Origin of the sequence: uncultured Roseobacter sp. (assembly GCF_947495025.1) — a bacterium.
In the GTDB taxonomy this organism is placed as follows: domain Bacteria; phylum Pseudomonadota; class Alphaproteobacteria; order Rhodobacterales; family Rhodobacteraceae; genus Roseobacter.
This window is the reverse complement of sequence record NZ_CANLXG010000001.1, coordinates 1,263,271-1,286,214: the sequence shown is the minus strand read 5'-3', so window position 1 is coordinate 1,286,214 and position 22,944 is coordinate 1,263,271. Positions and strand designations below refer to the sequence as shown.

The following is a 22,944-nucleotide window of genomic DNA, read 5'->3' as shown; positions in this document are numbered from 1 at the left end:
CTGTCCGGCAGGCAGGGTCAACCGGTTTTTGCGCGAAAAGGCCTGCTTCAGGGCATCTGACGGGGGGTCAGCGCTGCGCGCATCAGCAATGCGTCGACGGGTGGCTGCCCCTGTCGCGTGTAATAGGCGCGGCGCTGGCCGGTCACCGCGAATCTGTGCCGGGCATAGAGGGCAAGTGCGGCATGATTGTCAGCAGCAACCTCCAGAAAGGCTTCGGTGGCCCGGCAGGACTGCATCCATTCGGCCATAATCGCCGAGGCGATGCCCTGGCGCTGGTGCGCCGGATCTACGGCCAGCGTCAGCAGTTCGGCCTCGCCTGCCACATCGCGCACGAGGGCGAAACCATGAGGGCGACAGGCTGAAAAAACATGCGGCGAAGTAAGCAATGAGCGGATTTCCGGCTCTGTCCATCCGCGTTCCTGCGGAAAGGCCAGAGTATGTATCCTGCTCATCTCTGCCGGCGTCACGGCAGGATGACCGGTGCCGCATCGCGTGTAGGGGCTGCATCCGCCGGACGGATATACAAAGGCGCGGGACGCGGCATATCGGTGCGACGGTTGCGCAATGCACAGCGCGCGATGGCTTCTGCGGTCGGATACACCGGAGAAACCGCCTTGCCGGAAACCTCTTCCGCGATTTCGGCCGCGCGGTGCCCGACGCACGTGGCCTGAGCGGCACCGGGAAGCTCTGGCAATGTATCCATGTCGCACAACAATGGTTCATAAGGCTGCGGAGCGCCCAGCAATTGAAAATACAAAGCGCCGCGCCGCCCGTCGAGGGTCGAGATCACCGGACCATCAAGGCCATACGCCTGCGCTTCCAGGATGCTCACGCCAATGGCCGGAATACCCAGGCCAAGGGCCAGTCCGCGCGCCGCGGAAACAGAAATACGTATTCCGGTGAAGTTACCTGGCCCTGTGCCGGTTGCGATCAGGTCCAGTTCACCAACCGTTACCCCCGAGCGCTGCAGCAGCTCAGCGCAGAAGCCCATCAGGCGTTCTGCCTGTCCTTTGGCCATCTCTATGCGGGCCTGATCAAGGACCTGCGTGCCGCGCAGCACAGCACCTGCGACATGCGCAGACGACGTGTCAAAGGCAAGAACAAGCGGTTCCGCGGTGTTTTCCCGATTGCTGGCCGGCATGATTTCAGCGGTGTCCTGCAAGGTGGCAGACGGGCATCAGCCCGTTCGTGCACGCTGGCTCAGGTTGCGACCGGGCGTACTTCGGTCACTTCGGGAATGTAGTGGCGCAGCAGGTTTTCAATACCCATTTTCAGCGTCAGCGTGGACGACGGGCATCCCGCGCAGGCACCCTGCATGTGCAGATAAACAACACCGCGGTCAAATCCGTGGAAGGTGATGTCACCCCCGTCCTGAGCAACCGCAGGGCGTACCCGGCTGTCGAGCAGCTCTTTGATCTGGTTGACGATCGCGCCATCTTCGCCTGCATGTTCTGCGTGGCCGGATGCCGGCGTGTGATCGCCCGCCATAACCGGTTGTCCGGACTGGAAATGCTCCATGATCGCCCCCAGAAGCGCGGGTTTGATATGGTCCCAGTCCACCGTCTCGGCCTTAGTTACTGTCACGAAATCATTGCCGAAAAACACACCCGTCACGCCTTCTACCGCAAATATCCGCGTTGCCAGCGGCGATTTGTCTGAAGTTTCCGCTGTCGGGAAATCGGCGGTGCCCATTTCCATCACGGTCTGGCCGGGAAGAAACTTGAGTGTCGCGGGGTTTGGTGTGGATTCGGTCTGGATAAACATCTGCTCTCTCCTGAGGTCTTCCAGATATGCGGACAGCACCGGTCCGAGTCAAGGTTTGGAACGATTCTAATCTGTGCGCTCATGCGATGAACCGGTGTGCCGGTCCGCAGGGAAGGTCAGGTGATGGCTTCAAGCTTTTCCTTGCTCAGATCGCCAGGCACAATTGTGATGGGAATGGGCAGCCCGCCGGCATTCCGGGTCAGCTGCGTCACCAGCGGTCCGGGTCCCTTTTTGTCTGTGCCAGCACCCAGGACCAGCACGCCGATTTCCGGATTCTCGCGGATCTGGGCCATTATTTCATCGACGGGTGTGCCTTCGCGGATTACCAGCTGGGGCTCTACACCCTGCCTGTCGCGCATCCATTTGGCGAAGACCTCATAGTGCACTTCGATGCGTTCGCGGGCTTCCTCCCGCATCATCTCGCCAACGCCGATCCAGTGGTTGAATTCGTCCGGCGGAATAACGGCGAGCACCTCGACACCGCCACCGGTGTGCGCCGCGCGCATGGCAGCAAAGCGCATGGCATTGAGGCATTCGCGGCTGTCGTCGAGAATAACGAGAAATTTGCGCATCTTGGACGCCCCCCTTTTGCGCAGATCATGGCCCCTGCGCGGTGAGGGCGCAATCTCAAACTTCCGGTTGAGCCCAACTGGCCCTGTACCCGCTGGTGCGCTGGCCTTACGGCGTGTCGGTGGCAGCCCAGTCCCAGTACATCTCGCGCAGACGCCGCGCGACGGGGCCGACCTGATACTGCCGGTCCTCGAATGCGGTTACCGGCGTTATCTTTGACATGTTACCCGTCAGGAAAACCTCGTCGGCCTCTTCAAAGTCGGCAAAGGTCAGGACGCACTGATGCACCCCGGTGCCGTCAGCTTTGAGGTTCGAAATGTGCCGCGCGCGCGTAATCCCGGCCAGAAATGTACCGTTGGCGATGGGTGTGAAAATTTCTCCGTCGCGCACCATGAACACATTGGCTGTCGCGGATTCTGCCACATTGCCCATAGCGTCGGTGACAAGGGCGTTACCAAATCCGCGTGCCCGGACCTCGGTCAGCATGCGTGCGTTATTCGGATAAAGGCAGCCGGCTTTGGCGTTGACCACACTGTCCTCAAGCACCGGTCGGCGGAAACGCGTACGGGCTAGAGTGGTCGCCGCATCCGCCGGTGCCATCGGGATCTGTTCAAGGCATATCGCAAAACCTGTTGCACCCGGGTCCGGGACGATCGCTGTCGCGTCGCCGTGGATGGCCCAGTACATCGGTCTGATGTAAACGGCATCGTCCGGGCCATAGTTCCGGAGACCTTCCGCGATGATATCCACCATTTCGGTGGCCTCGACCGTAGGCGTGATCATCAGCGCACGTGCGGAATTATTCACCCTTTCACAATGGGCCAGCAGGTCCGGCGCGCGGCCGGCAAAGAACCGGGCCCCGTCGAACACGCTGGTGCCGAGCCAGCTTCCGTGATCAGCCGCACGCATAATGGCGACGTCGTCGCGGTGCCACCGGTTCTCAAACCAGGTGAAAATATTGCTGCCGATGCTCATCTGCGTTCTCCCTGAAAGGTTCTCTGCGTTACAGCACCCCATACACAGCCGGTCAACGCCTCAGTCGGCCCTGTAGACGCCCTCCGGCAGATCAAGCGCTGCGGTCAGGTCCCGCCATTGCTCGGGCGACAAAGTAACCGAGACCACCTTGTCCGTGCGCGGGTCGTACTGATTAAGAAGAATCGCACTCTCAGTCGCGTGCACGGTTACGTCTTCCTGAAGGGGCGTTTTGCCGTCATCGACAAGCGTGACAACGGTCGCATCAAATTCGTGCTCAATGGTAAACATGTGTCCAGCCTACGCAATGAACAGGTCTTTGCAAGGGTCACAAACGCGTGTGTTCGGGGTGGCGTCCCCGCGTGCTTGCGCTAGAATGCATCACGTAGTTTCTGGTGCTGTGAGGCCGGTTTTAATGTTGAGAAAAGTATCGTTGATCGCAATGGTCGCGTTGTTGGCGGGATGCGAGGTGACCACGACATCCGGCCCGGTAAGCACAGGGCCCGGTGGCGCAGCCCCGGCATCGCAGCAGGTATCACCGGCATCATCGCGCAGTTTTGCCCAGGTCGTGCGGACCGTCGAGCCGGTGGCCGAACGCGAGTGCCGTGCGAGAACACAGCGGGTAAACTGCGATTTCCGCATTCTGGTGGATGACCGGCCGAACCAACCGCCCAACGCCTTTCAGACAGTCGATAAATCAGGACGCCCGATTATTGCGTTCACGCTCGCGCTGATTGATGACGCGAGAAATGCTGATGAACTGGCCTTTGTCATGGGGCATGAAGCGGCCCACCATATCCGCGGGCACATCGCTCGCCAGCAACAGAACGCTGTGGCAGGCGCGGTGATTGCGGGCAGTCTCGCCGTGCTGCTGGGTGGCACACCGACGGCTGTGCAGGAAGCACAGCGCTCCGGCGCGCAGGTGGGTGCCCGGACCTATTCCAAGGATTTCGAACTGGAAGCAGATGCACTGGGCACGGTGATTGCTGCGCGCGCCGGATATGACCCGGTTCGGGGCGCAAAATTCTTTACCCGTATTCCGGATCCGGGCGACCGGTTCCTTGGCACGCACCCGCCCAATGCACAGCGCATCGAAACCGTCCGACGCACCGCCGCCGGGCTCTGACGGGATCAGCGACGCGCGACCCGCCGAAGGTGCTGGCGATAGAGCGCTGGTGCGAGAATGTGGTCATAGACGAGAACTGCAGCCGCCCGCACGCCGGGCAGTCCGACCAGCCGCGCCAGCCAGTGATATCGCGGGATATCCTGCCACAGCGCGATGAAGGCCGGGATACCGCTCAGAAGCTCACCGTTTTTCTGAACGTGCAGGCGCCTTGCCGCATCGTCAGCCGAAACGCCCCATGCAGTCAGCAGACCGGCGTCGTTGAGGTCATCATAGCGGATCGGCAGAGCCGCCTTTTCGCTGATGCCGGCATAGTGCCTGATCTCTTTGCGGCACACCGGGCAGGCGTCATTATAAAGAACCGCCGTTCCGGTCGCCGCAGTTTTTGAATCTGTTCCGTCGGTCATACCAGGACAGCTAGGTCCGGGAAGCGTCGCAACCAGACCGGTGCGACGAAATGCTCAGCGCGGTTTGTTGCTGTCGATCCAGCCGGACATCAGACCTTTGTCACGAAAGCACTCCTGCGGGATTTCACGCCGCCTTATGCGGGCAATCCGCTCTGCAAACGCTACCTGTCGTGACGAAGGGTAATTAGAAAAATGCCCCGTCGAGGCTTTCACCTTGTTACGGTCGATCCAGTCCGACAGTTTCTTTCGGTCGCTGGCAATATCGCGCGGCAGCCGCGTGCCCGACTGTCGCGCCAGCGCTTCGGCATAGCGGATCTGTTTTTCACTGCCCGGTTGCGGGCTTTCAAAAGGCAGCGCCGGTTGTTCAGGTGTCAGCAATCCGGGCAAAGCAGGGTGATAGGACATTCTCAGCCTCCGTTCATATATTGTTAATATAGAACATAAGGAGAACATTTTCAAATCAGATGGCGCTACTTCCGGAAATTGTGAATGGTGTCAGTCGTCTCGCGGTCAGAGTTTGTTGTGCGATCCGTCACACATTGGGGCCTTACCGGTGGCCTTGCAGCCACAGAAAAAAAGCTTTGCGTCTTTTTCAGCCTCATATTTCATAGGTGAAAACCCGGTGTCTTTATGAGACCCGTCGCAAAAAGGCTGGTTATCTGACTGACCGCAGGTGCACCAGAAATACGATTTACCGGCCGTGACATCGACCGGATAGGGGCCCTTTTTTGCGATTTTCGGTGTCTGGGTCATATGCGCCTCCGCGTTGATCTGATGTTTCAGACCTAGCGCGCAGTGACGGCAGGGCAAAACAGGCGGTTCAGTCGGCCAGTGCGCCCCACAGATCATATTCGCCCGCCTCGTCCACCCGGACGCTGACGATATCGCCGGGCGACAGCGCCTCGAAGCCTTCATCAATAAAGAGGTTTCCATCAATTTCCGGCGCATCTGCCATTGTCCGGCAGGTGGCGGCCTCGTCGTCGACTTCATCCACGATGACATCCAGTGTCTGGCCCACTTTTGCCGCCAGTTTCGCCTCCGAGATGCTCTGGGCTTTCTGCATAAAGCGGTCCCAGCGTTCCTGTTTTACGTCGGCTGGTACATGGTCCGGCAGGGCGTTTGAACGTGCACCGTCGACATTTTCGTACTGAAAACAGCCAACCCGGTCGAGCTGTGCCTCATCGAGCCAGTCGAGCAGCGTCTGGAATTCTTCTTCTGTCTCGCCCGGATAGCCCACGATAAACGTCGAGCGCAGCGTAAGATCCGGACAGATATCCCGCCAGGCTGCAATTTCGTCGAGCGTCCGTGCCGCCGCCGCAGGGCGCGCCATGCGGCGCAAGACGTCCGGATGCGCGTGCTGAAACGGGATGTCCAGATACGGCAGCACCAGGCCGTCGGCCATCAGCGGGATAAGCTGGCGCACATGCGGATAGGGATAGACGTAATGCAGGCGCACCCAGGCCCCCAGCGATCCCAGATCGCGCGCCAGATCGGTGATATGCGCGCGGTGACCGCGGTCTTCCGCGTGGCGGATATCAACGCCATAGGCCGACGTGTCCTGGCTGATGACCAGCAGTTCGCGTACGCCGTTTTCAACCAGTTTTTCGGCCTCGCGCACGATCGCGTGGGCCGGGCGGCTGGCGAGCCTGCCGCGCATGTCCGGGATAATGCAGAACCTGCACTTGTGATTACAGCCCTCAGAAATCTTTAGATAGCTGAAATGCCTTGGGGTCAGGCTGACACCGCTTGCCGGCAACAGATCAACGAAGGGATCAGGGCTGGGTGGCACCGCATCATGCACGGCATCCAGCACCTGTTCGTACTGATGTGGGCCGGTGACGGCGAGTACCTTGGGATGCGCGCCGGTTATGTATTCGGGTTCTGCGCCCAGGCATCCGGTCACAATAACGCGACCGTTTTCCTGCAGCGCCTCGCCAATCGCGGACAGGCTCTCGGCTTTTGCGCTGTCGAGGAAACCACAGGTGTTGACAATGACCGCATCCGCCCCCGCATAATCAGGAGAGATACCATAGCCTTCGGCGCGCAGCCGCGTCAGAATACGCTCACTGTCGACGAGGGCCTTGGGACAGCCAAGGCTGACCATTCCGATGGTCGGCTGGCCACGGCGCACCGGATCGGTGAGGCGGGCGCGTGGTGCAATATCGGGGCGCAGGTCAGGTGGGTTCGTGCTCATGACCCGGGCTATAGTGCAAGTGGTGCCTATCGAAAAGGGCGGTAAAGCGGTGAGGAGCAGGCAATGAAGTGGGTTTTCAGGATTCTGGGGCTGGTTGTGGTTCTGGCGGTGGTGCTCGTGGGCGCTCTGTTCTTTCTGCCGGCCGACCGCATCGCGCGCATTGCGACGGACCAGCTGCGGACCGTGACGGGGCGGGATGTGGCCATCAATGGTGAAGTGGCTCTGACCTTCTGGCCCGTTCTGGGCGTACGCGCGTCAGGGCTCGAAGTCGGCAATGCAGAGTGGTCAGAACAGGGGCCGATGCTGCAGGCGGCGAATGCTGCGATTGGGGTGGATGTGGCAAGCCTGTTGCGCGGCGAGATCAGGATCACCAACATCGAGGCCGAAAGCCCGACCATCCGGCTGGAACAGAAACTCGACGGTCGGGCCAGCTGGCAGTTCACTGACGCCAGTGGTGAGGCGCAGATCGAGACCACAACAAGCCCGGCCCGCGAAGCGCGCCCGATCAGTATCGAACGGGTGAGCATCACGGATGCGCAGCTGATCTATGATGCCGAAGGCAGCGATCTGGTATCTTACGCAGGTGTCGATCTGACGCTGGACTGGCCCGAGCGGCTGGGGCCTGCGGACATCAAAGCCACGCTGCGGCCGGCGGAGACCCCTGTTGTGGTCGAAGCTTTGATCGATGGCTTTGCCGGGTTCATCACCGGAAACGTACAGAACGTCGATCTGTCCGTAACAGCCGGGGACGCGTCTTTGTCGCTGGACGGCCGTGCCAGCACAGCCGGCGAGGTCGCAGGGACACTGGGGCTCAGGACGGCGAACACCGGGACGTTCCTCGCAGCACTGGGGCTGCCGGCCGTTGATCTGCCCGCCAAACTCGGTCGCAGTATCGACATGACCACGGATCTGACCCTGACCGCAGACAGACAGTTGTCGCTGCGCGATCTGGTCGTTGATCTGGGGGGCAACCGGCTGACGGGTGGCGCAGATATATCTCTGAATGGCGTGCCGCAGGTCAATGCTCAGCTGGATGCGGGCCCGCTTGACCTCAGCGACCTTGGCGGTGACAGCCCGGCAGGAAGCGGCGGTGGTGGCGGCGCAGGTGCCTCCCCTGCAGCGGGGGGATGGTCAAAAGACAGCATCGACGCCAGCGGTCTTGCCGCTTTCAACGGTGACATCGCACTGAGCGCGCAAAGTATTGATCTCGGGACATTTCAGCTGGGCCAGACCCGGACAGTGCTGAGCAACGAGAACTCACGCATGGTTTTCGAGCTCCGTCAGGTGGCGGCTTATCAGGGCAATGTTACGGGTCAGTTTGTTGTCAACAACCGCAGCGGCCTGTCGGTCGGAGGTGCGCTGAACGCAGCCGCTATCCAGATGCAGCCAGTGCTCAGCGATGCCATAGGGCTGGACCGCCTGACCGGGGTAGGCAATCTTGCCGTCAGTTTTCTGGGCGCGGGGCCATCTGTTGATGCGATCATGCGGTCCCTGTCAGGCGACGGCAGTCTGAGCATCGGGCAGGGTACAATTGAAGGTATCAGTCTGGACCGGCTGATGCGCTCGGGCGATGTCAGCGGCGGCACCACAATTTTCGACAGCCTGACCGGATCGTGGAAGATTGCAGGTGGCGTTCTGGACAACCGTGATCTGCTGTTGCAGCTGAAAAATTACCGCGCGTCGGGCGAAGGCGTAGTGGGGATCGGTGCTCAGAACGTGGACTACAAGTTCACGCCGGTTGCGCTGCGGGCCAACAGCGGAGAGGGGATCGCCATTCCGGTCCGCTTCAAAGGGCCATGGTCTGATATTTCGATCCGCCCTGATCTCGAAGCTGCAGTGGATCTCCGTCTGGAGCAGGAAAAAGAAGAGCTGAAAGCAAAAGCCAAGGAAAAGATCGATGAAAAGCTGGGAGGCGCCACTCAGTCGATCGAGGACGCCGCGAAAGACAAGGTCAAAGACAAACTGCGCAGCCTTTTTGACTGATCCGAAAGGTCAGAATGTCTGGTCGTAGTCACCGACACCCGGTTCGGTGCGGATAAGGGCGTCCAGGTCAGCAAAGATCGCGCGCAGCTCCGCCTCGCTTTCCGGGCTTTCGCAGACGACGACCAGGTTGGGCGTATTTGACGATGCACGTACAAGTCCCCAGGCGCCATTGTCCAGGATTACCCGCGCGCCATTTACTGTAACGACCTCGGAAATTGCCCGGCCGCCGAGTGTGCCGCCCTCGCGGGCGCGATCTTCGATCCTGCTGACAATGCGGGCCAGCGTGTCGTATTTTTCGGTATCCGCACACCAGGGAGACAACGTGGGCATCGACCACGTAACCGGCAGCGCGCGCCGCAGGTCTGACATCGAACTGTCCGGATTGCGGTCCATCAGCTTGCAGATTTCGACCGCAACCCGCATGCCGCAGTCGTAGCCACGGCCAATGGGTTCGGCGAGGAAATAGTGGCCCGACTTTTCAAAGCCTGCCAGAGCACCGAGCTCCTTGACGCGCCGTTTCATATGGCTGTGACCGGTCTTCCAGTAATCCGCCCGGATGCCGTGTTTTTTCAGCTCAGGGTCAGACGCGAACAGGCCGGTGGATTTCACATCTGCAACAAAGGTTGCCCCCGGATGCAGCGCGGCGAGATCGCGCGCCATGATGACACCTACCTTGTCGGCAAAAATCTCTTCGCCCTCGTCGTCAACAACGCCGCAGCGGTCGCCGTCGCCGTCAAACCCCAGTGCCAGATCAGCGCCTGAGGCTTTGACGCTGGCGGACATGTCATGGAGCATTTCCATGGCTTCGGGGTTTGGATTGTAATGCGGAAAGGTATAGTCAAGGTCGGTGTGACTTTCGACTACTTCAACGCCGATGCGTTTCAGCAACTCGGGCGCAAATGCAGCGGCCGTACCGTTGCCGGTCGCACAGACCACCTTGAGCGGGCGCGACATCCGGAAGTCCCCGGCAAGATCGTCCAGGTAAGCTTCTCTGACCCCGTCTACGAGCTCCCAGGAACCTCCGGGATGCGGTTGACCCTCACCGCCAAGTACAATGTCACGTAACTCACTCATCTCATCCGGGCCATGCGTCAGCGGACGCTCAAAACCCATTTTCACACCTGTCCAGCCGTTTGGGTTATGGCTGGCCGTGACCATCGCGACAGCCGGTGCGTCAAGATGAAACTGAGCGAAATAGGCCATAGGGCTGAGTGCCGGGCCGATATCGCGCACACGAATGCCTGCCTGCACCAGGCCGAGGATCAGTGCGTTTTTGATTGCGAGTGAATAGTCGCGATAGTCATTGCCGACCGCAATCACGGGTTCTATGCCGCGCCTGCGTATCTGGGTGCCCAGACCGAGGCCCAGGGCCGTCATACCCGGCAGGTTGATCTCTTCGGGATACTTCCAGCGGGCGTCGTATTCCCGGAAACCGGTCGGAGCGATCATTGGGTCGCGCAGGAATTCCCACGTGTTCGGGGTAACGGTAGGTGCAGGTTTCATGCTGTGTCTCTTTCTGGCCGTTCAGAACTGAAGCGGCGATGCCTTGGACAGACGGTCGAAAGACATCAGGGTCTCGATCAGCGCAGGCATCTGGTCAAGATAGATCATATTCGGGCCGTCGCAGGGTGCGTTGTCCGGATCCTGGTGGGTTTCCATAAAGATGGCACCAACCCCGACCGCTGCCGCCGCCCGTGCCATAACAGGTGCAAACTCGCGCTGTCCGCCCGATGAGCCGCCGCGTCCGCCTGGTTGCTGCACCGAATGTGTGGCATCCATCACAACCGGGTATCCGGTCGTCGCCATCTGCGGCAGCGAACGCATGTCGACGACCAGTGTATTGTAGCCAAAGGTTGTGCCGCGTTCGGTCAGCAGAATGCGTCTGTTGCCAGTGCTCTCGATCTTGGTGCAGATGTTTTCCATCTCCCAGGGTGCCAGAAACTGGCCCTTTTTCACATTGATCGCGGCACCTGTATTGCCGGCCGCCAGAAGCATATCCGTCTGCCGGCACAGAAACGCCGGGATCTGAATGATATCGGCCACCTCGGCGGCGATGGCACATTGCGCTTCGTTGTGCACATCTGTGATCACTGGCACACCGTTTGCCTTGCCCACTGATTGCAGGACTTTGAGACCCTGATCGATGCCGAGCCCGCGTTTCCCGTCCAGCGACGTGCGGTTGGCCTTGTCATAGGACGCCTTGAACACATAGCCGGCGCCGGCCGCCGCGCAGGCTTCCTTCATGGTGCCTGCGATCATCTGCGCATGGTCTTCGCTTTCCAGCTGGCAGGGCCCTGCGATGATTGTCAGGGGCAGGTCGTTGCCGATCGTCAGATCGCCGACTGAAACATGCTGCATATCAGGAAGTCACCTGTTCTCTGAGAATGGAAGAAGTCAGAGAGACCATCAGGTAGATGCCCGCAAAGATCAAGAACGCCAGCACGGTATTCTCAAAGCTGCGCGGATAGCTGGCTTCCTGTGGCGCAACAGGCTGGACGCTGATGGTCAGGTAACGCACCTGGCGGTTCGCCTCAAGGCGCGTCTGTTCCATCTGCTGCAGTGCTGACTGCAGCAGCATGTCACGGGTTGCGAGGTCGGCCTGCGCCATCTGGATGCGCACGCTGAGCTGAGCGAGAGAGTTCTCGCCCTGGCTGGCGTCTGTCATCCGGGTATTCAGCTCATCAAGCTGGTCGTTCAGGCGCCGGATGTCACCACGTGCACCATCAACGCGGGACTGGTTTGGCCGGGCATTGTCCAGCAGCGCGGCCAGTTGCAGTTCTTTTTCCAGGATCTGCAGTTCGATCTGGGTGATCTGCGATCGCAGACTTGCGATAACGGCTTCCGGGTCCAGGGTGGCTCCCTGAATCTGCAGGTTTACCAGAGCTTCCTGTGCCGCCCGCCGTTCGGCGTCTGCTTTGCGGAAACTTTCTTCTGCATCAGCCATCTGATCGCCGCGTTTTTGCTGGCTGAGGTTATTCACCCGCTCCTCGGCGTAGGCAATCAGCGCTTCGCTGTAGCGGGCACTGATCTGCGGATCTGCTGCAATCACTTCCATCCGCAGCACGCCTTCGGTCGGATCATAGCCGACTTTCACGGACTTCTGGTAGGTCCTGTAGGCTTCCTCGTTCGTCGGGTCGGGTGAAAGCCGCTGGATCGGATCGATAGTAGGCTGCGAGAAGTGCGATTTAAAGCCGACATCCCGGTCAAGCCGCAGCATCGCTTCGGTTGACTGCAGATAGGACTGCACGGCGATACTGTCGGCAGAGGTCGCAAACTGCGTACCACTCAGCAGGCCGGCTGCGGGGCCAGAACCCTGACCATCGGCCTGAAGGATCAGAAACTCGGCTTTGGTGGCGTACATCGGCGTTGCCACGGCAAAAAAGTACCAGCCCGCCAGTATCGTCGGCAGAATTACAAAAGCGGCAAGGCGCGCCATCAGCATGCGCATCTTGCGTTTGCGGCGGCGCGTGATGTCCTGCTGAATCTCGGAGATCTGGCGGTTACGCTGCTCGGCGGGACTGAGATCGGTCGAGGGCAGGTTTTCGCCGGGTGCGGGGACAGTCTGGGGCAGCTGGACGCGCGCCCTGCGTTCGCCGGACGCGCCCGTTCCATCTGCCGGTCCGGGCGGTACCACCAGTTCCAGCATGTTGGATCGCTGGAACGGGTCAATACCGCGTTTGCGCAGCAGACGCACAGCGTCAAAGTCGGATGTCGGGGCCATACCGTGTTTCTGGGCCACGCGGCGCGCCATGCGCAGCTGGCGCCCTGTCAGACCTTCGCGGCGGATCGCGTCCAGTTCAGCTGCTGTCGCGTCGCCTGTCCCAGCGGTGGAAGGTTTCTGACCAGATGGCTGGCCGGACTGCGCCGGGGCTTTCCGTTCAGGACTGGTGGGTTGCCCGGATGTCTGCCGAGTCTGCTGCTGCGCCGACTGCTGTGCCTGTTGCTGCTGCAACTGCTGTTGCCTCGCTTTGCGCGCTGCGAGGACTTCGGCTTCAGCCTGCGCACGGGCCGCATCCGGTGAAACCGGTCGACGGGACGGATCGGCTGCGTCAGCGCTCAGACCCGGGCCTGTCCGCCGGATGCGGTACTTCTTAGCTGTGGGTTTCGTAGTCATAGAGCTGCTTCGCTTCTTCCAGAGTGTCAAACATGTGAAGTTGCCCACCGATCAGCACTGCTGCTGACCTGGCAAACTTTTCCAGCGTTTCCGGCTGGTGTGACACGATTACGATTGTCGTTGTGCGGAGGCGTTCGCGCAGAACTTCACCGGCTTTGCGGTTGAACTCCACGTCAGTGGTTGAGGGCATGCCCTCGTCGATCAGATACATGTCAAAGTCGAGCGCGAGCATCAGGGAAAACGAAAACCGGGCGCGCATGCCCGCAGAATAGGTTCCCAGCGGTTGCTCAAAGTATTCATCGAGATTGCACAGCCAGCGGCAGAAGCTCTCGACGTAGTCGGGGTCCAGACCGTAGAGCCGCGCGATGTACCGCGCGTTTTCGACCGCCGACACCTTGTTTACGACGCCGCCCATGAAGCCCAGCGGGAACGATATGTTGCATCCGCGGCGGATTTCACCGCTGTCGGGTTTTTCCAGGCCTGCCATCATATTGATGAGGGTTGTTTTACCGGTTCCGTTGGGCGCGAGAATGCCGAGCGAATTGCCCAGCTCGACACGAAAGGACACCTGATCCAGGATGACCTTGTGCTGAGTCCCTGTCCAGAAGGACTTGGATACATTCTCGAACGCCAGCATGACTGCTCCGTCTGCCCCTTTTGTCCCGAACACGGGTTTTGGTGCTCTTTGGTACCAGAGCTTATTTACGGATTATCTACCGAATTGGGCCACATTATGTCGAAAACTGAAACAAATGTACAAGAAGGGCCGGGCATTGTCTCCGGCTGCAGGCGGTAACACGCCCACGCCCCCCACGTCATGCGCAACTTCCCGCCATGCGGGTATCAGGCGACGGCCTGCCAGGCGAGACCGGCAATGACTGCGCCGATCAGGGCAAAGGTCAGGTAGGCCGCAAAGATGCGTGGTTTTACCAGCGCCCAGACCGCAATCGCCGCCGGGATCGAGCTGACGCCGCCTGCAATGACAAACGACATGGCCGCCCCTGCTGCCATGCCCTGCGCCAGCAGGGCGTCGACCAGAGGTACCGCAGCGTAGCCGTTCAGGTAAGCAGGTGCGCCGACAAGAGCGCCCAGCACGATCGGGCCGATACCATCACCCCCGAGCAGACCGGCAATCATTTCTGCCGGGACATATGCCAGCATCAGCGCCTCGACAACATAGGCCAGTGTGAGCCACTTCAGCAGGAAAAGCGCGTTCTCCCAGGCGGTTTTGCGGAAGGTGTCGCGGCGGTCGCTGTGGTGCCAGAAGCGCCAGACGGGTGCCCCGGAAAATGGACGTGACGCGCCACAGCACCCGCCCACGGCCGGGCGTTCGCGCAGCGGGTCACGGAACACGGGTGTGCCGGCAAACAGCATGGTGCCAAATCCTCCGAGCAGGCCCAGTCCCACTGCCGACAGTGTTTTGGCAACAGCGAATTCCCAGCCAAGGATCCCGGAGGTGATGGCGAACATTGCCGGATCCATCAGGGGTGAGGCGAGCCAGAACGCCATAACGGCGCTGAGTGGCGCGCCCACCGCCAGAAGGGCGGCGATAAAGGGGATTACCTCGCAGCTGCAGAACGGAGAGAGCCCGCCCAGCAGGGCCGCCATCAGGATCATCCGGGACTGTCTGCCTTCGAAAGCGCGGGCAAGAAGGGATTCAGCGCCGGTAGCCTTGAGCCAGGCCACGGCCAGCACCGCAAAAAGGATAAATGGTGCCGTTCCTGCCAGGGCACCAAGTGCGAAGGAGATGGTGCCTCCGATCCGGGCGGTGTCAAAAACGAAAACCAGCACGAGCAGGCCGGCGGTGATCCCCCAGGCACCAGGGTTGGGAATGCGCCGGATTGTAGCGCTGAAAGCAGTTGTGTCAGCCATGAGGGCCCCCGTCCTTTTCCGGTTGCGCATCTGCGCAGCATTCATTCAGCAGAAAGGCGGAAAGCCTCTGCACATCGTCAAAAGCAACTGCAGCGCAGATGATACTGCGCCCCTGGCGCTGCTGTGCAACGAGACCTGCGGATGTCAGGATTTTCATGTGATGCGTCAGGGTAGAACCTGTTATGCCCGTCCGTTCGCCAAGCATTCCAATGCTCAGCCCCGCTGGTCCTGCGCGTACAAGACAGCGCAGTACGGCAAGCCTTTGTTCGGACCCAAGTGCGGCAAACTGTGCTGCGGCAATGGTCAGGTCGGCGATATTCAGCGGTTTATTTTCCATATTTCGAGAAGTATAGAAATAAATGCGGATCCACAAGAGTTATTTCGATATATGTCGAAATGAAGCGCCGCGTGTCCCTTCGTAACAGCCCATACGCGACAAACGCCCCGTTGTCCGCCTGATGCAGGCAGTGGACCAGAACGACCGGCGCGACCGGTTCCGGTTCCACAAACGCCGCGCACACAAAACCGTGCGCGGGCCTGTTGTTGGACTCAGGGGCTAGGCACGGGGAGCTGCAGGCATTACGTCACGCCTATGAAGGATGTTTCCGCAGAACTGGCCAGCTGTTCGCTGTGTAAAGACCGATTTGCTGACACTGAGACAGGACATGCGCCCCGACCAATCGTATGGTTTCGCCCGCGCGCGCGCGTGCTGATTGCAGGTCAGGCACCTGGCATGCGGGTACACCTCGATGGCAGGCCTTTCACAGATCCGTCGGGTGACCGCCTCAGAAGTTGGCTGCAGACAGATCCGGAGACCTTTTACGACCGTGACCGGATCGCCGTTGTTCCCATGGCCTTCTGTTTTCCAGGATATGATGCAAAGGGATCTGATCTGCCGCCGCCGCCGGTCTGTGCCAGAACGTGGCGGGCATCCGTGCTGGCGATGCTCCCGGATGTCGCTGTAACACTCGTGATCGGTGGTTACGCGATGAAGTACCACCTCGGCAAAGTCGCATCAGTGACGGCTGCCGTGCGTGAACAGCCGGGTCGTGACCGGGGTGTGTGGGCCTTGCCGCATCCAAGCTGGCGGAATACAGGGTGGCTGAAGAAAAATCCCTGGTTTGAGGCCGATGTTCTGCCGGACCTGAGACAGGCGGTTCATGAGGCGATCAATGACTGAAGAAACCCCACTGGATGCTGCATATCTTGCCATGACTGCAGCGCCGGACGATGACGCGGCACGGCTGGGTTTTTACGAACGTCTGGCAGATGCAGAACTGTGCCTCATGCTCGCAGAAGAACCGGGGACAGGCGATGACATGGTCACGCCAGAGCTCTTTGACGTGGGCGACGCGCGATATGTGCTGGTTTTCGACCGCCCTGAAAGACTGGCAGGCTTTGCCGGTCAGGCAACCCCCTATGTTGCGCTTTCGGGCCGGGTCATTGCGGGGATGCTGCAGGATCAGGGCATCAGTCTGGGGCTGAACCTTGATGTGGCACCCTCATCCGCATTGCTGCCGGTCGAAGCCGTTTCCTGGCTGAACGAGACACTGGATAACACGCCCGATGAAGTCCAGGCACGGGTGGCAAAGGTACAGGTGCCGGCAGGTTTGCCGGACAGGCTTATTGCTGCGATCGACACAAAACTGGCAACAGCGATGGGTCTGGCACGTTTTGCCTGCCTGGTGAGCGTCACGTATGAAACACGTGCAAAAGGTCACATGCTTGCGTTTGTGGATGCGGTGCCCGCAGCAGAAGACGCGCTGGCCCGGGCTGTTGCCGAAGCGCTGACCTTTTCGGGGATTGAGGCGGGAGCACTGGACGTCGGCTTTTTCAGGAGCTCTGAAAGCATCGTGGAGCGTCTGGAACGTACCGGCCTGCGTTTTGACCTGCCACAGCCGCAACAAAGCCCGCCCGGGCAGCGCCCGGCGCCCGGCACGGACCCCGACAATCCGCCACGGCTGAAATAAACCACGCTGTCTGCTGGAGCATTTTCACAAACTGATCACGGGATACGCCCGATTTTCACAAGCCTGAGAGGATGACCGTAACAGGGTGCACAGAGCGGTCCGCACCCTCTACATCTGTCCTACCGGTGGACACAGGGTCCGCCTGAACTTACACAACCGGAGTATGCGACAATGCGTTTCCCCCTGAACCTTCTGGCTGCCACTGCAGCAGTGGTGACTTTTGCAACTGCGTCCTTTGCTGGCGACCAGTATGTTGATCCGACAGGATTTGCTGTGTCGGGCTATGATGTGGTCGCCTACTTCGACCTCGAACAGTCCCCCGTTGGTACATCCCAGCCCGCCGCTGTCCCTGGCGACAAGGACATCACAGCCGAATACAATGGCGCCGTCTTTGCCTTTTCTTCCGAAGCCAACCGCGACCGTTTTGTCGCGAACCCGGCCGCGTATGCACCACAGTATGATGGCCACTGCGCCTATGGTGTGGCGCAGGGTGGCAAGGTGCCGGCCAACCCGAACCTGTGGCGTATCGTGGACGGCAAGCTTTACCTGAACATCACGAAAAACGTTGTGGGCTTCTGGGAAGAAGACATTTCGGGCAACCTGTCCAAATCCGAAAACAACTGGGTGAGCATTGAATCTGCCGCAGCATCCGACCGCGCCATCCCTCAGTTTTCCAGCTCAGCGCCGGTCAACTGAACATGACCATGTCTGATCCTTCCGGGAACGGGCAGCAAAAACCCCCGTCGCGTATGACGCGGCGGGGTGCTCTGGTTCTGGGGCTCGCAGGGATTGCCACAGGCGGCGCCGTGGCGGCGCAGTGGTACAATGTACTGGCCGAGAACGATGGCGAGGCCGCGATCAGCCCTGTTGAGGCGCATCGCGCGTCCGGTGCCGGCGAGATTACCCTGGTAGACATCCGGCGTCCCGACGAATGGGAACGCTGGGGTGTTGGCGAGGGCGCTGTGCCGATCGACATGCGCCGGGCGGATTTCATCGACGAACTGCTTGTCCGGACCGGTGGCGACCGCGGAAAACCCGTCGCACTGATCTGCGCGCGCGGCGTGCGGTCCCGACGTATGACAGAACGGCTGCAGGCCGCCGGTTTTACGCAGATCATCGATGTGCCCGAGGGTATGCTGGGCTCCGGCGCCGGTCCCGGATGGATCAAGCGGGAACTCCCTGTTTACCGGCCCTGAGCCTTAAAAGAACAGGCACGCCTTCGGGCGATGCCGCAACCCGCCCGACAGCTGTCCCCCCGGCTTTGGGCGGGTTTTGTCATTTAAGTTACCTGGTTTACTCCGCAGGCATACCTGCATTTCTCAGCAGGTCTGCCAGCCGGCGCCGTTGCACCCTGGCGCGGGATACGATGGCTGGTTCCCGCAAAGTATAGGGGCTGTTCATGCTCAGCGGTCCGGGCATGTGGCGCGATACAGGCAGCGCGCTCAGTGCAGAGAGCGGCACCGCGAGGCAAAGACTGGCCGCGATCGGGATAAGCCACAGGGAAACAAGGCCCGATATCAGCCCGGCGAGCAGGATCAGCCCCAGCACGGTTTCCGCCCAGTGGAACCGTACAAGAACTCCAAAGGGATAGGCGCGCGCGTCACGCACCTGCGGTGCCCACGGATCCGCACGACCGAGCGCGGCACGCACGACCGCGCGCGTCTGCTGGATCATCAGCACAGGCGCGTAGGCGACCGACAGCACGATTTCCACCAGAAAAGCGGCCAGAAAAGCGGGCCGCCCCCCATAGACCCGCGTGGCCTTGGGGTGCAGAGCGATGATTCCTGCGCCAACCATCTTGGGGGTCAGCAACATTGCATACATGATCACAAGGAATACTGCGGAATCGATATGGCTCATTGCCGGAGGCCAGTCCGGGAAGAGCGGATTTGCCTCGTTGAAGTAGCGAATAACGTTTGTTTCGGAATCCTTGCCCAGAAGCGCCCAGATCACCAGCAGGCCAAACCATGCAGGCGACAGCAGATAGGCAACCGCACCGTGCAGCAGGTGAAACCGTGAAACGGGGTGGAGCCCGGCAGTACGTAACAGGCGCAGGTGCTGCAGGTTGCCCCGGCACCAGCGCTGGTCACGCAGCACGTAGTCAATGAGCGTGCCCGGCGTTTCCTCAAAACTGCCTGTCACGCGCGGGAGGAAGCGTACCTGCCAGCCCGCGCGGCGCAAGAGGCCGGCCTCAACGAAATCATGGCTCAGGATCAGCTCCGAACGCCCGCCCCGTCCGGCCAGATGCGGCAGTCCCGCGGAGGCGGCAAAGGCGCGGGTGCGGATGATAGCATTGTGACCCCAGTAATTGCCTTCGGTGCGCGCCCAGTTGGCAAGCCCCTCTGCAAGCAGCCAGCCATAGGCAATGTTGGAAAACTGCTGAAGCCGCGCAAAGAGGGTGCCTGCACCGATCAGCATCGGAAAGGTCTGGATAAGGCCCGCATCCGGGTCGCGGCTGAGCTCGCTTGCGAGACGGTCAATGGCCTTGCCGGTCATCAGGCTGTCAGCATCCAGAACGACCATAGCTTCCCAGGCGGCACCCCAGCCGGTGATCCAGTCGACAAGGTTGCCGACCTTTTTGTCTGTATTGGCCACGCGCCGGCGGTAGTGTACGTCAAATCCGGCAGGCGCACTGGCCTTCAGCGCGCCGAATGCGCGCGCCTCATCTGCGGCAATGGCATCGTCCGAGGTGTCGGACAGAACAAAAAGAGTGTAGCGATGCGGACTGTCACGGCGTGCCAGATCATCCAGCATAGCAGCGGCATTACCGAAGACGTCACTGGGGTTCTCGTTATAGACCGGGACAAGAAGCGCCACATCAAGGCCCTGTGCCTGCGCAATGTCCGGGTCATCTGCGTCTTCGCGTGCGAGCAGCCCTGCGACCGCCACACCGATCGTGCTCACCGACAGCGAGACCCAGACAAATGTCGCACCAATCATGGTGAGCAGCGCCCATTCCAGGCCTGTCATACCGGTTTCAGACAGCCAGCCATACATCGCGCTGACCATCAGTGCGGTACCGACAAGAGCAGGCAGGAAAACGCCCAGCCGCCAGCGCGTCGCCCGTGCCGGCGGTGAGGTTTGCGCGCCACGCGGTTGCGGACGGGCCGCAAGATCCTGCGCATCCATTCGCAACGGCGCGCGCGCGGGCATTGATATGAGCGGGCCTTCCGTCATCCGGCGGTCCAGCGGTAAAGCCAGACTTCGCTCAGCGGCGCGCCGTCGAGCCGGAGTTGCGCGCGGAACTCAATAAGGTCCGCTTCGCCCGGTATGAACGTGAAGGCAAGGCGCGGACCATTCGTTTCCGGATTGCGCTGGACCAGACCGGGCGTCACGTCACCCGCACTGCCCCGTACGAGAATGTCGATGCGCGACAGATCCTCAGGGACCAGAGCGCCGTCCTCGAAATCGATTGCGACGATATTGCCTCCCTCGGGGCGACCACCAATTGCCGTGTTCAGGACACGCAGCGGCATGCCGGTCGCCGGGGCAGGCGATGCACCCCAGTCGAGCGTATAGCTCATCTGGTGGCTTTCGCCCGCTGCAATGGGGCGCGACGGGCGCCAGTAGGCGACAATATTGTCGTAAATCTCAAGATCAGCGGGGATTTCCACAAGCGTAACGGATCCTTGTCCCCAGTCCTCGCCGGGTGTCACCCAGAGGGCAGGGCGCTTGTGGTACAGTGCCTCCAGGTCTGCGAAGTCTCCGAAGTCGCGGGGGCGCTGCATCAGACCAAAACCGCGTGGATTGTTGTCGGAAAACGCACTTATCTGCAGCGATACGGGGTTCGCGAGCGGACGCCAGATCACTTCGCCGGCTCCGTTGTGGATGAGCAGCCCGTCGCTGTCGTGCACCGCGGGACGGAAATCAGAGAACCGCTGGCGCATTGTCTCATCAAAAAGGAACATGGACGTGAGAGGTGCGATGCCCACGTGCCGCATCTCTTCGCGGGCAAAAAGCGTCGCACTGACCTTCATCTGCAGAACTTCGCCGTGCGAGATGTCAAAGCGGTAAGCGCCGGTACAGCTTGGGCTGTCCAGAAGCGCATGGAGCACGACATTCCGCGCACCCGACTGAGGCGTTTCGAGCCAGAATGCCGTGAAATCCGGGAATTCCTCGCCGGACGGGTCACCGGTGCGCAGCGCCAGACCACGCGCGGACAGGCCATAGATTTCGCCGGTGCCAATTCCGCGGAAATAGCTTGCGCCCTGAAACACGGCATATTCCTGGAAGATGCCCGGTTCCTGCAGTTCGGCGCGCAGCCTCAGTCCGGAATAGCCCAGTGTGCTGTCGATCTCGACGTCGGGGAATTTGTCCGTCTTGTCGAAGACGTTCATGTCAAAGGCCAGAGGACGGGCACGGCCCGCCTCGATCACATTGATCTCAACCGGCTGCGGAAAATAGAGGCCCGGCGGGAAAACATCGACACGCTGGGGCCTGTCGGACCCCTCCCAGAGGGCATTCCGGCTGTCGAACCATATCTTGCGATACTGGTCATAGGTCAGATTGCGCCAGGTTTCGGGGATCATCGGACGCGGGGTATACGGGCTTGCAGCCAGTGCACGAGCGCGGCTGACAACGGTTTCTGCGTCAAACGGAACACCGTCGCCCAGTTGCAGACCAGGTTCTGCGGCCAGTGCCGCAGCAGGAACAGCGGCCATCGCTGCCAGAGATTTCAGAACATCACGTCGCAGCATCATGCACCTGCCTTTCGGGTACGCCAGGGCTGGGATTTGAACCAGCCGGCGCTGTAAGCGGTGAGAACAAGAACGCCCATACCGGCAAGATTGACAGCAACGACAGTCCAGACATCCCGGCCCAGCACGTCCATCGCAAAGCCGCTGAAGCGGGCCGTGAACATGCTGACGATGAAAACGGCAAGCGATTGCTGGCCTACCTTCAGTATGATGGACAAAAGGCGCTGCCAGATACGGGCCCACAGACCTGCGCCCGTCGCCAGAAGCCGCGCACCTTTGTCGCCCGCAGCGACCCAGCAGATATAGGCCAGCGCCAGAAAATGAACATAGCGCAGGATGCCAAAGTCAGATTTGGTAATCCATGCGCGGTTCCCGATCCGCCACTCGCGCGCCCAGTCAAACCCGAACTCGCGGACGCCGATATTGCTCAGTGGAATGTTTGCCAGAACAAGAAACAGAGCCAGAGCAATCAGTGTCGTGTTCACCGGCGGCTTCGGAAGCCAGCCGCGCATAAACGCAAAACCAGTAAAGAAAATCAGCTGCCAGCCGAAAGGATTAAAGAACCACTCACGCTGTGAACCGTTGTCCTTGACCCAGGGCTCGGCCAGAAAGTTCCAGTGCGGCAGGCCGAGGGTCTCGGTCAGCGCGCGCTGGCCCATCAGCCAGGTAAGCGCAATAAAGGCGGCCACCAGCCAGAGATTGACCCGTGACAGGGCCATAATCACCGGCATCATGATCAGCACGACCATATACATCGGCAGAATGTCGAAATAATTCGGTACATAGCGCAGTGTGACAAAGCTGAGCCAGATATCCTGATTGGTCCAGCGTTCGCTTTCGACAAAGAGCGGCCAGAGGTTCAGCTGGCCCCAGTAGTTCCGGCCGGTGATCTCAAGGTCGGTCAGGAATACGACCAGCGCGACGGTGGCCACAAACAGACCCACATGCGCCCAGTAAACCTGCCAGACACGATAAGCGACCCGCGCAGTTCCCAGTGCAAAACCCGCACGGTCAAAAGTAGAGCCGAAAGCGATGGCAGAGGCCATACCAGAGCAGAATACAAATATCTCGGTGGCGTCTGAAAAACCCCAGCGCGCAGGTATCCATGACGTAAAGAAATTTCCGGGCGTATGCGCAAAAAGGATGATGAACATCGCAATACCACGGAAAAAATCCAGGCGCAGGTCGCGCACGCGCGCGCCGCCCTGCGAGGCAGAATGCGCCGCAGCAGCACCGGACATGCCGGCGGTAACGGTATCTGGGTCGGCAAGGGTCATA

General features: G+C 60.5%; 25 protein-coding genes. 6 read left to right on the top strand and 19 right to left on the bottom strand.

What is annotated here, in order from left to right:
• Positions 1-47: 47 nt before the first annotated feature.
• From Q0792_RS06140 to Q0792_RS06115, 6 genes are all read right to left on the bottom strand, one after another.
• Positions 48-452, bottom strand: a complete 405-nt coding sequence (locus tag Q0792_RS06140; protein ID WP_298837573.1) for a GNAT family N-acetyltransferase — start codon at positions 450-452, stop codon at positions 48-50.
• 11 nt (positions 453-463) lie between these two features.
• On the bottom strand, positions 464-1,141 hold the full coding sequence (gene tsaB, locus Q0792_RS06135; protein WP_298837570.1) for a tRNA (adenosine(37)-N6)-threonylcarbamoyltransferase complex dimerization subunit type 1 TsaB: 678 nt from the start codon (positions 1,139-1,141) through the stop codon (positions 464-466).
• A gap of 59 nt (positions 1,142-1,200) precedes the next feature.
• The gene (locus Q0792_RS06130; RefSeq protein ID WP_298837567.1) at positions 1,201-1,764 is read right to left on the bottom strand and encodes a NifU family protein; all 564 of its coding nucleotides are present in this window, start codon (positions 1,762-1,764) and stop codon (positions 1,201-1,203) included.
• 116 nt (positions 1,765-1,880) lie between these two features.
• Positions 1,881-2,336 carry a universal stress protein gene (locus Q0792_RS06125; protein WP_298837565.1) on the bottom strand — a complete coding sequence of 152 codons (456 nt, stop codon included), beginning with the start codon at positions 2,334-2,336 and terminating at the stop codon, positions 1,881-1,883.
• A gap of 106 nt (positions 2,337-2,442) precedes the next feature.
• Positions 2,443-3,309 carry a branched-chain amino acid aminotransferase gene (locus Q0792_RS06120; RefSeq protein WP_298837562.1) on the bottom strand — a complete coding sequence of 289 codons (867 nt, stop codon included), beginning with the start codon at positions 3,307-3,309 and terminating at the stop codon, positions 2,443-2,445.
• Between the two features lie 60 nt (positions 3,310-3,369).
• A complete protein-coding gene (locus tag Q0792_RS06115) occupies positions 3,370-3,597 on the bottom strand; it encodes a hypothetical protein (protein WP_298837559.1) in 228 nt (75 codons plus the stop codon).
• Positions 3,598-3,721: 124 nt separating this feature from the next.
• Between Q0792_RS06115 and Q0792_RS06110 the strand changes: the two genes are divergently transcribed.
• The gene (locus tag Q0792_RS06110) at positions 3,722-4,432 is read left to right on the top strand and encodes a M48 family metallopeptidase (protein ID WP_298837556.1); all 711 of its coding nucleotides are present in this window, start codon (positions 3,722-3,724) and stop codon (positions 4,430-4,432) included.
• A 5-nt stretch (positions 4,433-4,437) separates the two neighbouring features.
• Here Q0792_RS06110 and Q0792_RS06105 read toward each other — a convergent pair whose 3' ends face one another.
• The 4 genes from Q0792_RS06105 to rimO form a co-directional block, all read right to left on the bottom strand.
• Positions 4,438-4,836, bottom strand: coding sequence for a thiol-disulfide oxidoreductase DCC family protein (locus tag Q0792_RS06105; protein WP_298837554.1), 399 nt, complete (start codon positions 4,834-4,836; stop codon positions 4,438-4,440).
• A 54-nt stretch (positions 4,837-4,890) separates the two neighbouring features.
• Complete coding sequence (locus tag Q0792_RS06100; RefSeq protein ID WP_298837551.1) at positions 4,891-5,241, bottom strand: hypothetical protein; 351 nt, start codon at positions 5,239-5,241, stop codon at positions 4,891-4,893.
• Positions 5,242-5,346: 105 nt separating this feature from the next.
• A complete protein-coding gene (locus tag Q0792_RS06095; protein WP_298837548.1) occupies positions 5,347-5,589 on the bottom strand; it encodes a CDGSH iron-sulfur domain-containing protein in 243 nt (80 codons plus the stop codon).
• A 67-nt stretch (positions 5,590-5,656) separates the two neighbouring features.
• Positions 5,657-7,030, bottom strand: a complete 1,374-nt coding sequence (gene rimO / locus Q0792_RS06090; RefSeq protein ID WP_298837545.1) for a 30S ribosomal protein S12 methylthiotransferase RimO — start codon at positions 7,028-7,030, stop codon at positions 5,657-5,659.
• Between the two features lie 63 nt (positions 7,031-7,093).
• Here rimO and Q0792_RS06085 point away from each other — a divergent pair, with 63 nt between their 5' ends.
• Positions 7,094-9,013, top strand: coding sequence for an AsmA family protein (locus Q0792_RS06085; RefSeq protein WP_298837543.1), 1,920 nt, complete (start codon positions 7,094-7,096; stop codon positions 9,011-9,013).
• A gap of 9 nt (positions 9,014-9,022) precedes the next feature.
• Here the strand turns inward: Q0792_RS06085 and Q0792_RS06080 are convergent, their stop codons facing one another.
• From Q0792_RS06080 to Q0792_RS06055, 6 genes are all read right to left on the bottom strand, one after another.
• Positions 9,023-10,516: a phosphomannomutase/phosphoglucomutase gene (locus Q0792_RS06080; protein WP_298837538.1), complete on the bottom strand. Its 1,494-nt coding sequence runs from the start codon at positions 10,514-10,516 to the stop codon at positions 9,023-9,025.
• A gap of 21 nt (positions 10,517-10,537) precedes the next feature.
• Positions 10,538-11,371, bottom strand: a complete 834-nt coding sequence (gene kdsA, locus Q0792_RS06075) for a 3-deoxy-8-phosphooctulonate synthase (protein WP_298837535.1) — start codon at positions 11,369-11,371, stop codon at positions 10,538-10,540.
• Position 11,372: 1 nt separating this feature from the next.
• Positions 11,373-13,127: a capsule biosynthesis protein gene (locus Q0792_RS06070; RefSeq protein ID WP_298837532.1), complete on the bottom strand. Its 1,755-nt coding sequence runs from the start codon at positions 13,125-13,127 to the stop codon at positions 11,373-11,375.
• Complete coding sequence (locus tag Q0792_RS06065) at positions 13,105-13,764, bottom strand: ABC transporter ATP-binding protein (RefSeq protein ID WP_298837529.1); 660 nt, start codon at positions 13,762-13,764, stop codon at positions 13,105-13,107. Before Q0792_RS06065 ends, Q0792_RS06070 begins: the two co-directional genes overlap by 23 nt.
• Before the next feature lie 206 nt (positions 13,765-13,970).
• Positions 13,971-14,999 carry a permease gene (locus Q0792_RS06060; protein WP_298837526.1) on the bottom strand — a complete coding sequence of 343 codons (1,029 nt, stop codon included), beginning with the start codon at positions 14,997-14,999 and terminating at the stop codon, positions 13,971-13,973.
• Positions 14,992-15,336: a helix-turn-helix transcriptional regulator gene (locus Q0792_RS06055; protein ID WP_298837523.1), complete on the bottom strand. Its 345-nt coding sequence runs from the start codon at positions 15,334-15,336 to the stop codon at positions 14,992-14,994. The genes Q0792_RS06060 and Q0792_RS06055 overlap by 8 nt, the downstream gene beginning before the upstream one ends.
• Before the next feature lie 255 nt (positions 15,337-15,591).
• Between Q0792_RS06055 and Q0792_RS06050 the strand changes: the two genes are divergently transcribed.
• The 4 genes from Q0792_RS06050 (at position 15,592) to Q0792_RS06035 (ending at position 18,165) form a co-directional block, all read left to right on the top strand.
• On the top strand, positions 15,592-16,179 hold the full coding sequence (locus Q0792_RS06050) for a uracil-DNA glycosylase family protein (protein WP_298837521.1): 588 nt from the start codon (positions 15,592-15,594) through the stop codon (positions 16,177-16,179).
• On the top strand, positions 16,172-16,969 hold the full coding sequence (locus Q0792_RS06045) for an SseB family protein (RefSeq protein WP_298837519.1): 798 nt from the start codon (positions 16,172-16,174) through the stop codon (positions 16,967-16,969). The genes Q0792_RS06050 and Q0792_RS06045 overlap by 8 nt, the downstream gene beginning before the upstream one ends.
• Before the next feature lie 171 nt (positions 16,970-17,140).
• On the top strand, positions 17,141-17,665 hold the full coding sequence (locus tag Q0792_RS06040; RefSeq protein WP_298837518.1) for a YHS domain-containing (seleno)protein: 525 nt from the start codon (positions 17,141-17,143) through the stop codon (positions 17,663-17,665).
• Between the two features lie 8 nt (positions 17,666-17,673).
• On the top strand, positions 17,674-18,165 hold the full coding sequence (locus tag Q0792_RS06035; RefSeq protein ID WP_298837516.1) for a rhodanese-like domain-containing protein: 492 nt from the start codon (positions 17,674-17,676) through the stop codon (positions 18,163-18,165).
• A 97-nt stretch (positions 18,166-18,262) separates the two neighbouring features.
• Here Q0792_RS06035 and mdoH read toward each other — a convergent pair whose 3' ends face one another.
• The 3 genes from mdoH to Q0792_RS06020 are packed head-to-tail and all read right to left on the bottom strand — an operon-like array spanning position 18,263 to position 22,943.
• Positions 18,263-20,146 (bottom strand): glucans biosynthesis glucosyltransferase MdoH, encoded by a 1,884-nt coding sequence (mdoH, locus tag Q0792_RS06030; protein ID WP_298837514.1) that lies wholly within the window; start codon positions 20,144-20,146, stop codon positions 18,263-18,265.
• Complete coding sequence (locus Q0792_RS06025) at positions 20,143-21,666, bottom strand: glucan biosynthesis protein (RefSeq protein WP_298837512.1); 1,524 nt, start codon at positions 21,664-21,666, stop codon at positions 20,143-20,145. Before Q0792_RS06025 ends, mdoH begins: the two co-directional genes overlap by 4 nt.
• The gene (locus Q0792_RS06020; RefSeq protein ID WP_298837510.1) at positions 21,666-22,943 is read right to left on the bottom strand and encodes an OpgC family protein; all 1,278 of its coding nucleotides are present in this window, start codon (positions 22,941-22,943) and stop codon (positions 21,666-21,668) included. The genes Q0792_RS06025 and Q0792_RS06020 overlap by 1 nt, the downstream gene beginning before the upstream one ends.
• Position 22,944: the final 1 nt, after the last annotated feature.

What these genes read in the sequence shown, in the direction of transcription:
- Q0792_RS06045 (WP_298837519.1), top strand. Translation starts at nt 16,172, where the DNA reads ATGACTGAAGAAACCCCACTGGATGCTGCATATCTTGCCATGACTGCA.
- Q0792_RS06070 (WP_298837532.1), bottom strand. Translation starts at nt 13,127, where the DNA reads ATGACTACGAAACCCACAGCTAAGAAGTACCGCATCCGGCGGACAGGC.
- Q0792_RS06140 (WP_298837573.1), bottom strand. Translation starts at nt 452, where the DNA reads ATGAGCAGGATACATACTCTGGCCTTTCCGCAGGAACGCGGATGGACA.
- Q0792_RS06060 (WP_298837526.1), bottom strand. Translation starts at nt 14,999, where the DNA reads ATGGCTGACACAACTGCTTTCAGCGCTACAATCCGGCGCATTCCCAAC.
- mdoH (WP_298837514.1), bottom strand. Translation starts at nt 20,146, where the DNA reads ATGACGGAAGGCCCGCTCATATCAATGCCCGCGCGCGCGCCGTTGCGA.
- Q0792_RS06065 (WP_298837529.1), bottom strand. Translation starts at nt 13,764, where the DNA reads ATGCTGGCGTTCGAGAATGTATCCAAGTCCTTCTGGACAGGGACTCAG.
- Q0792_RS06095 (WP_298837548.1), bottom strand. Translation starts at nt 5,589, where the DNA reads ATGACCCAGACACCGAAAATCGCAAAAAAGGGCCCCTATCCGGTCGAT.
- Q0792_RS06105 (WP_298837554.1), bottom strand. Translation starts at nt 4,836, where the DNA reads ATGACCGACGGAACAGATTCAAAAACTGCGGCGACCGGAACGGCGGTT.
- Q0792_RS06085 (WP_298837543.1), top strand. Translation starts at nt 7,094, where the DNA reads ATGAAGTGGGTTTTCAGGATTCTGGGGCTGGTTGTGGTTCTGGCGGTG.
- rimO (WP_298837545.1), bottom strand. Translation starts at nt 7,030, where the DNA reads ATGAGCACGAACCCACCTGACCTGCGCCCCGATATTGCACCACGCGCC.
- Q0792_RS06035 (WP_298837516.1), top strand. Translation starts at nt 17,674, where the DNA reads ATGTCTGATCCTTCCGGGAACGGGCAGCAAAAACCCCCGTCGCGTATG.
- Q0792_RS06120 (WP_298837562.1), bottom strand. Translation starts at nt 3,309, where the DNA reads ATGAGCATCGGCAGCAATATTTTCACCTGGTTTGAGAACCGGTGGCAC.
- Q0792_RS06100 (WP_298837551.1), bottom strand. Translation starts at nt 5,241, where the DNA reads ATGTCCTATCACCCTGCTTTGCCCGGATTGCTGACACCTGAACAACCG.
- Q0792_RS06130 (WP_298837567.1), bottom strand. Translation starts at nt 1,764, where the DNA reads ATGTTTATCCAGACCGAATCCACACCAAACCCCGCGACACTCAAGTTT.
- Q0792_RS06050 (WP_298837521.1), top strand. Translation starts at nt 15,592, where the DNA reads ATGAAGGATGTTTCCGCAGAACTGGCCAGCTGTTCGCTGTGTAAAGAC.
- Q0792_RS06110 (WP_298837556.1), top strand. Translation starts at nt 3,722, where the DNA reads ATGTTGAGAAAAGTATCGTTGATCGCAATGGTCGCGTTGTTGGCGGGA.
- Q0792_RS06125 (WP_298837565.1), bottom strand. Translation starts at nt 2,336, where the DNA reads ATGCGCAAATTTCTCGTTATTCTCGACGACAGCCGCGAATGCCTCAAT.
- Q0792_RS06025 (WP_298837512.1), bottom strand. Translation starts at nt 21,666, where the DNA reads ATGCTGCGACGTGATGTTCTGAAATCTCTGGCAGCGATGGCCGCTGTT.
- Q0792_RS06115 (WP_298837559.1), bottom strand. Translation starts at nt 3,597, where the DNA reads ATGTTTACCATTGAGCACGAATTTGATGCGACCGTTGTCACGCTTGTC.
- Q0792_RS06020 (WP_298837510.1), bottom strand. Translation starts at nt 22,943, where the DNA reads ATGACCCTTGCCGACCCAGATACCGTTACCGCCGGCATGTCCGGTGCT.
- Q0792_RS06040 (WP_298837518.1), top strand. Translation starts at nt 17,141, where the DNA reads ATGCGTTTCCCCCTGAACCTTCTGGCTGCCACTGCAGCAGTGGTGACT.
- tsaB (WP_298837570.1), bottom strand. Translation starts at nt 1,141, where the DNA reads ATGCCGGCCAGCAATCGGGAAAACACCGCGGAACCGCTTGTTCTTGCC.
- kdsA (WP_298837535.1), bottom strand. Translation starts at nt 11,371, where the DNA reads ATGCAGCATGTTTCAGTCGGCGATCTGACGATCGGCAACGACCTGCCC.
- Q0792_RS06080 (WP_298837538.1), bottom strand. Translation starts at nt 10,516, where the DNA reads ATGAAACCTGCACCTACCGTTACCCCGAACACGTGGGAATTCCTGCGC.
- Q0792_RS06055 (WP_298837523.1), bottom strand. Translation starts at nt 15,336, where the DNA reads ATGGAAAATAAACCGCTGAATATCGCCGACCTGACCATTGCCGCAGCA.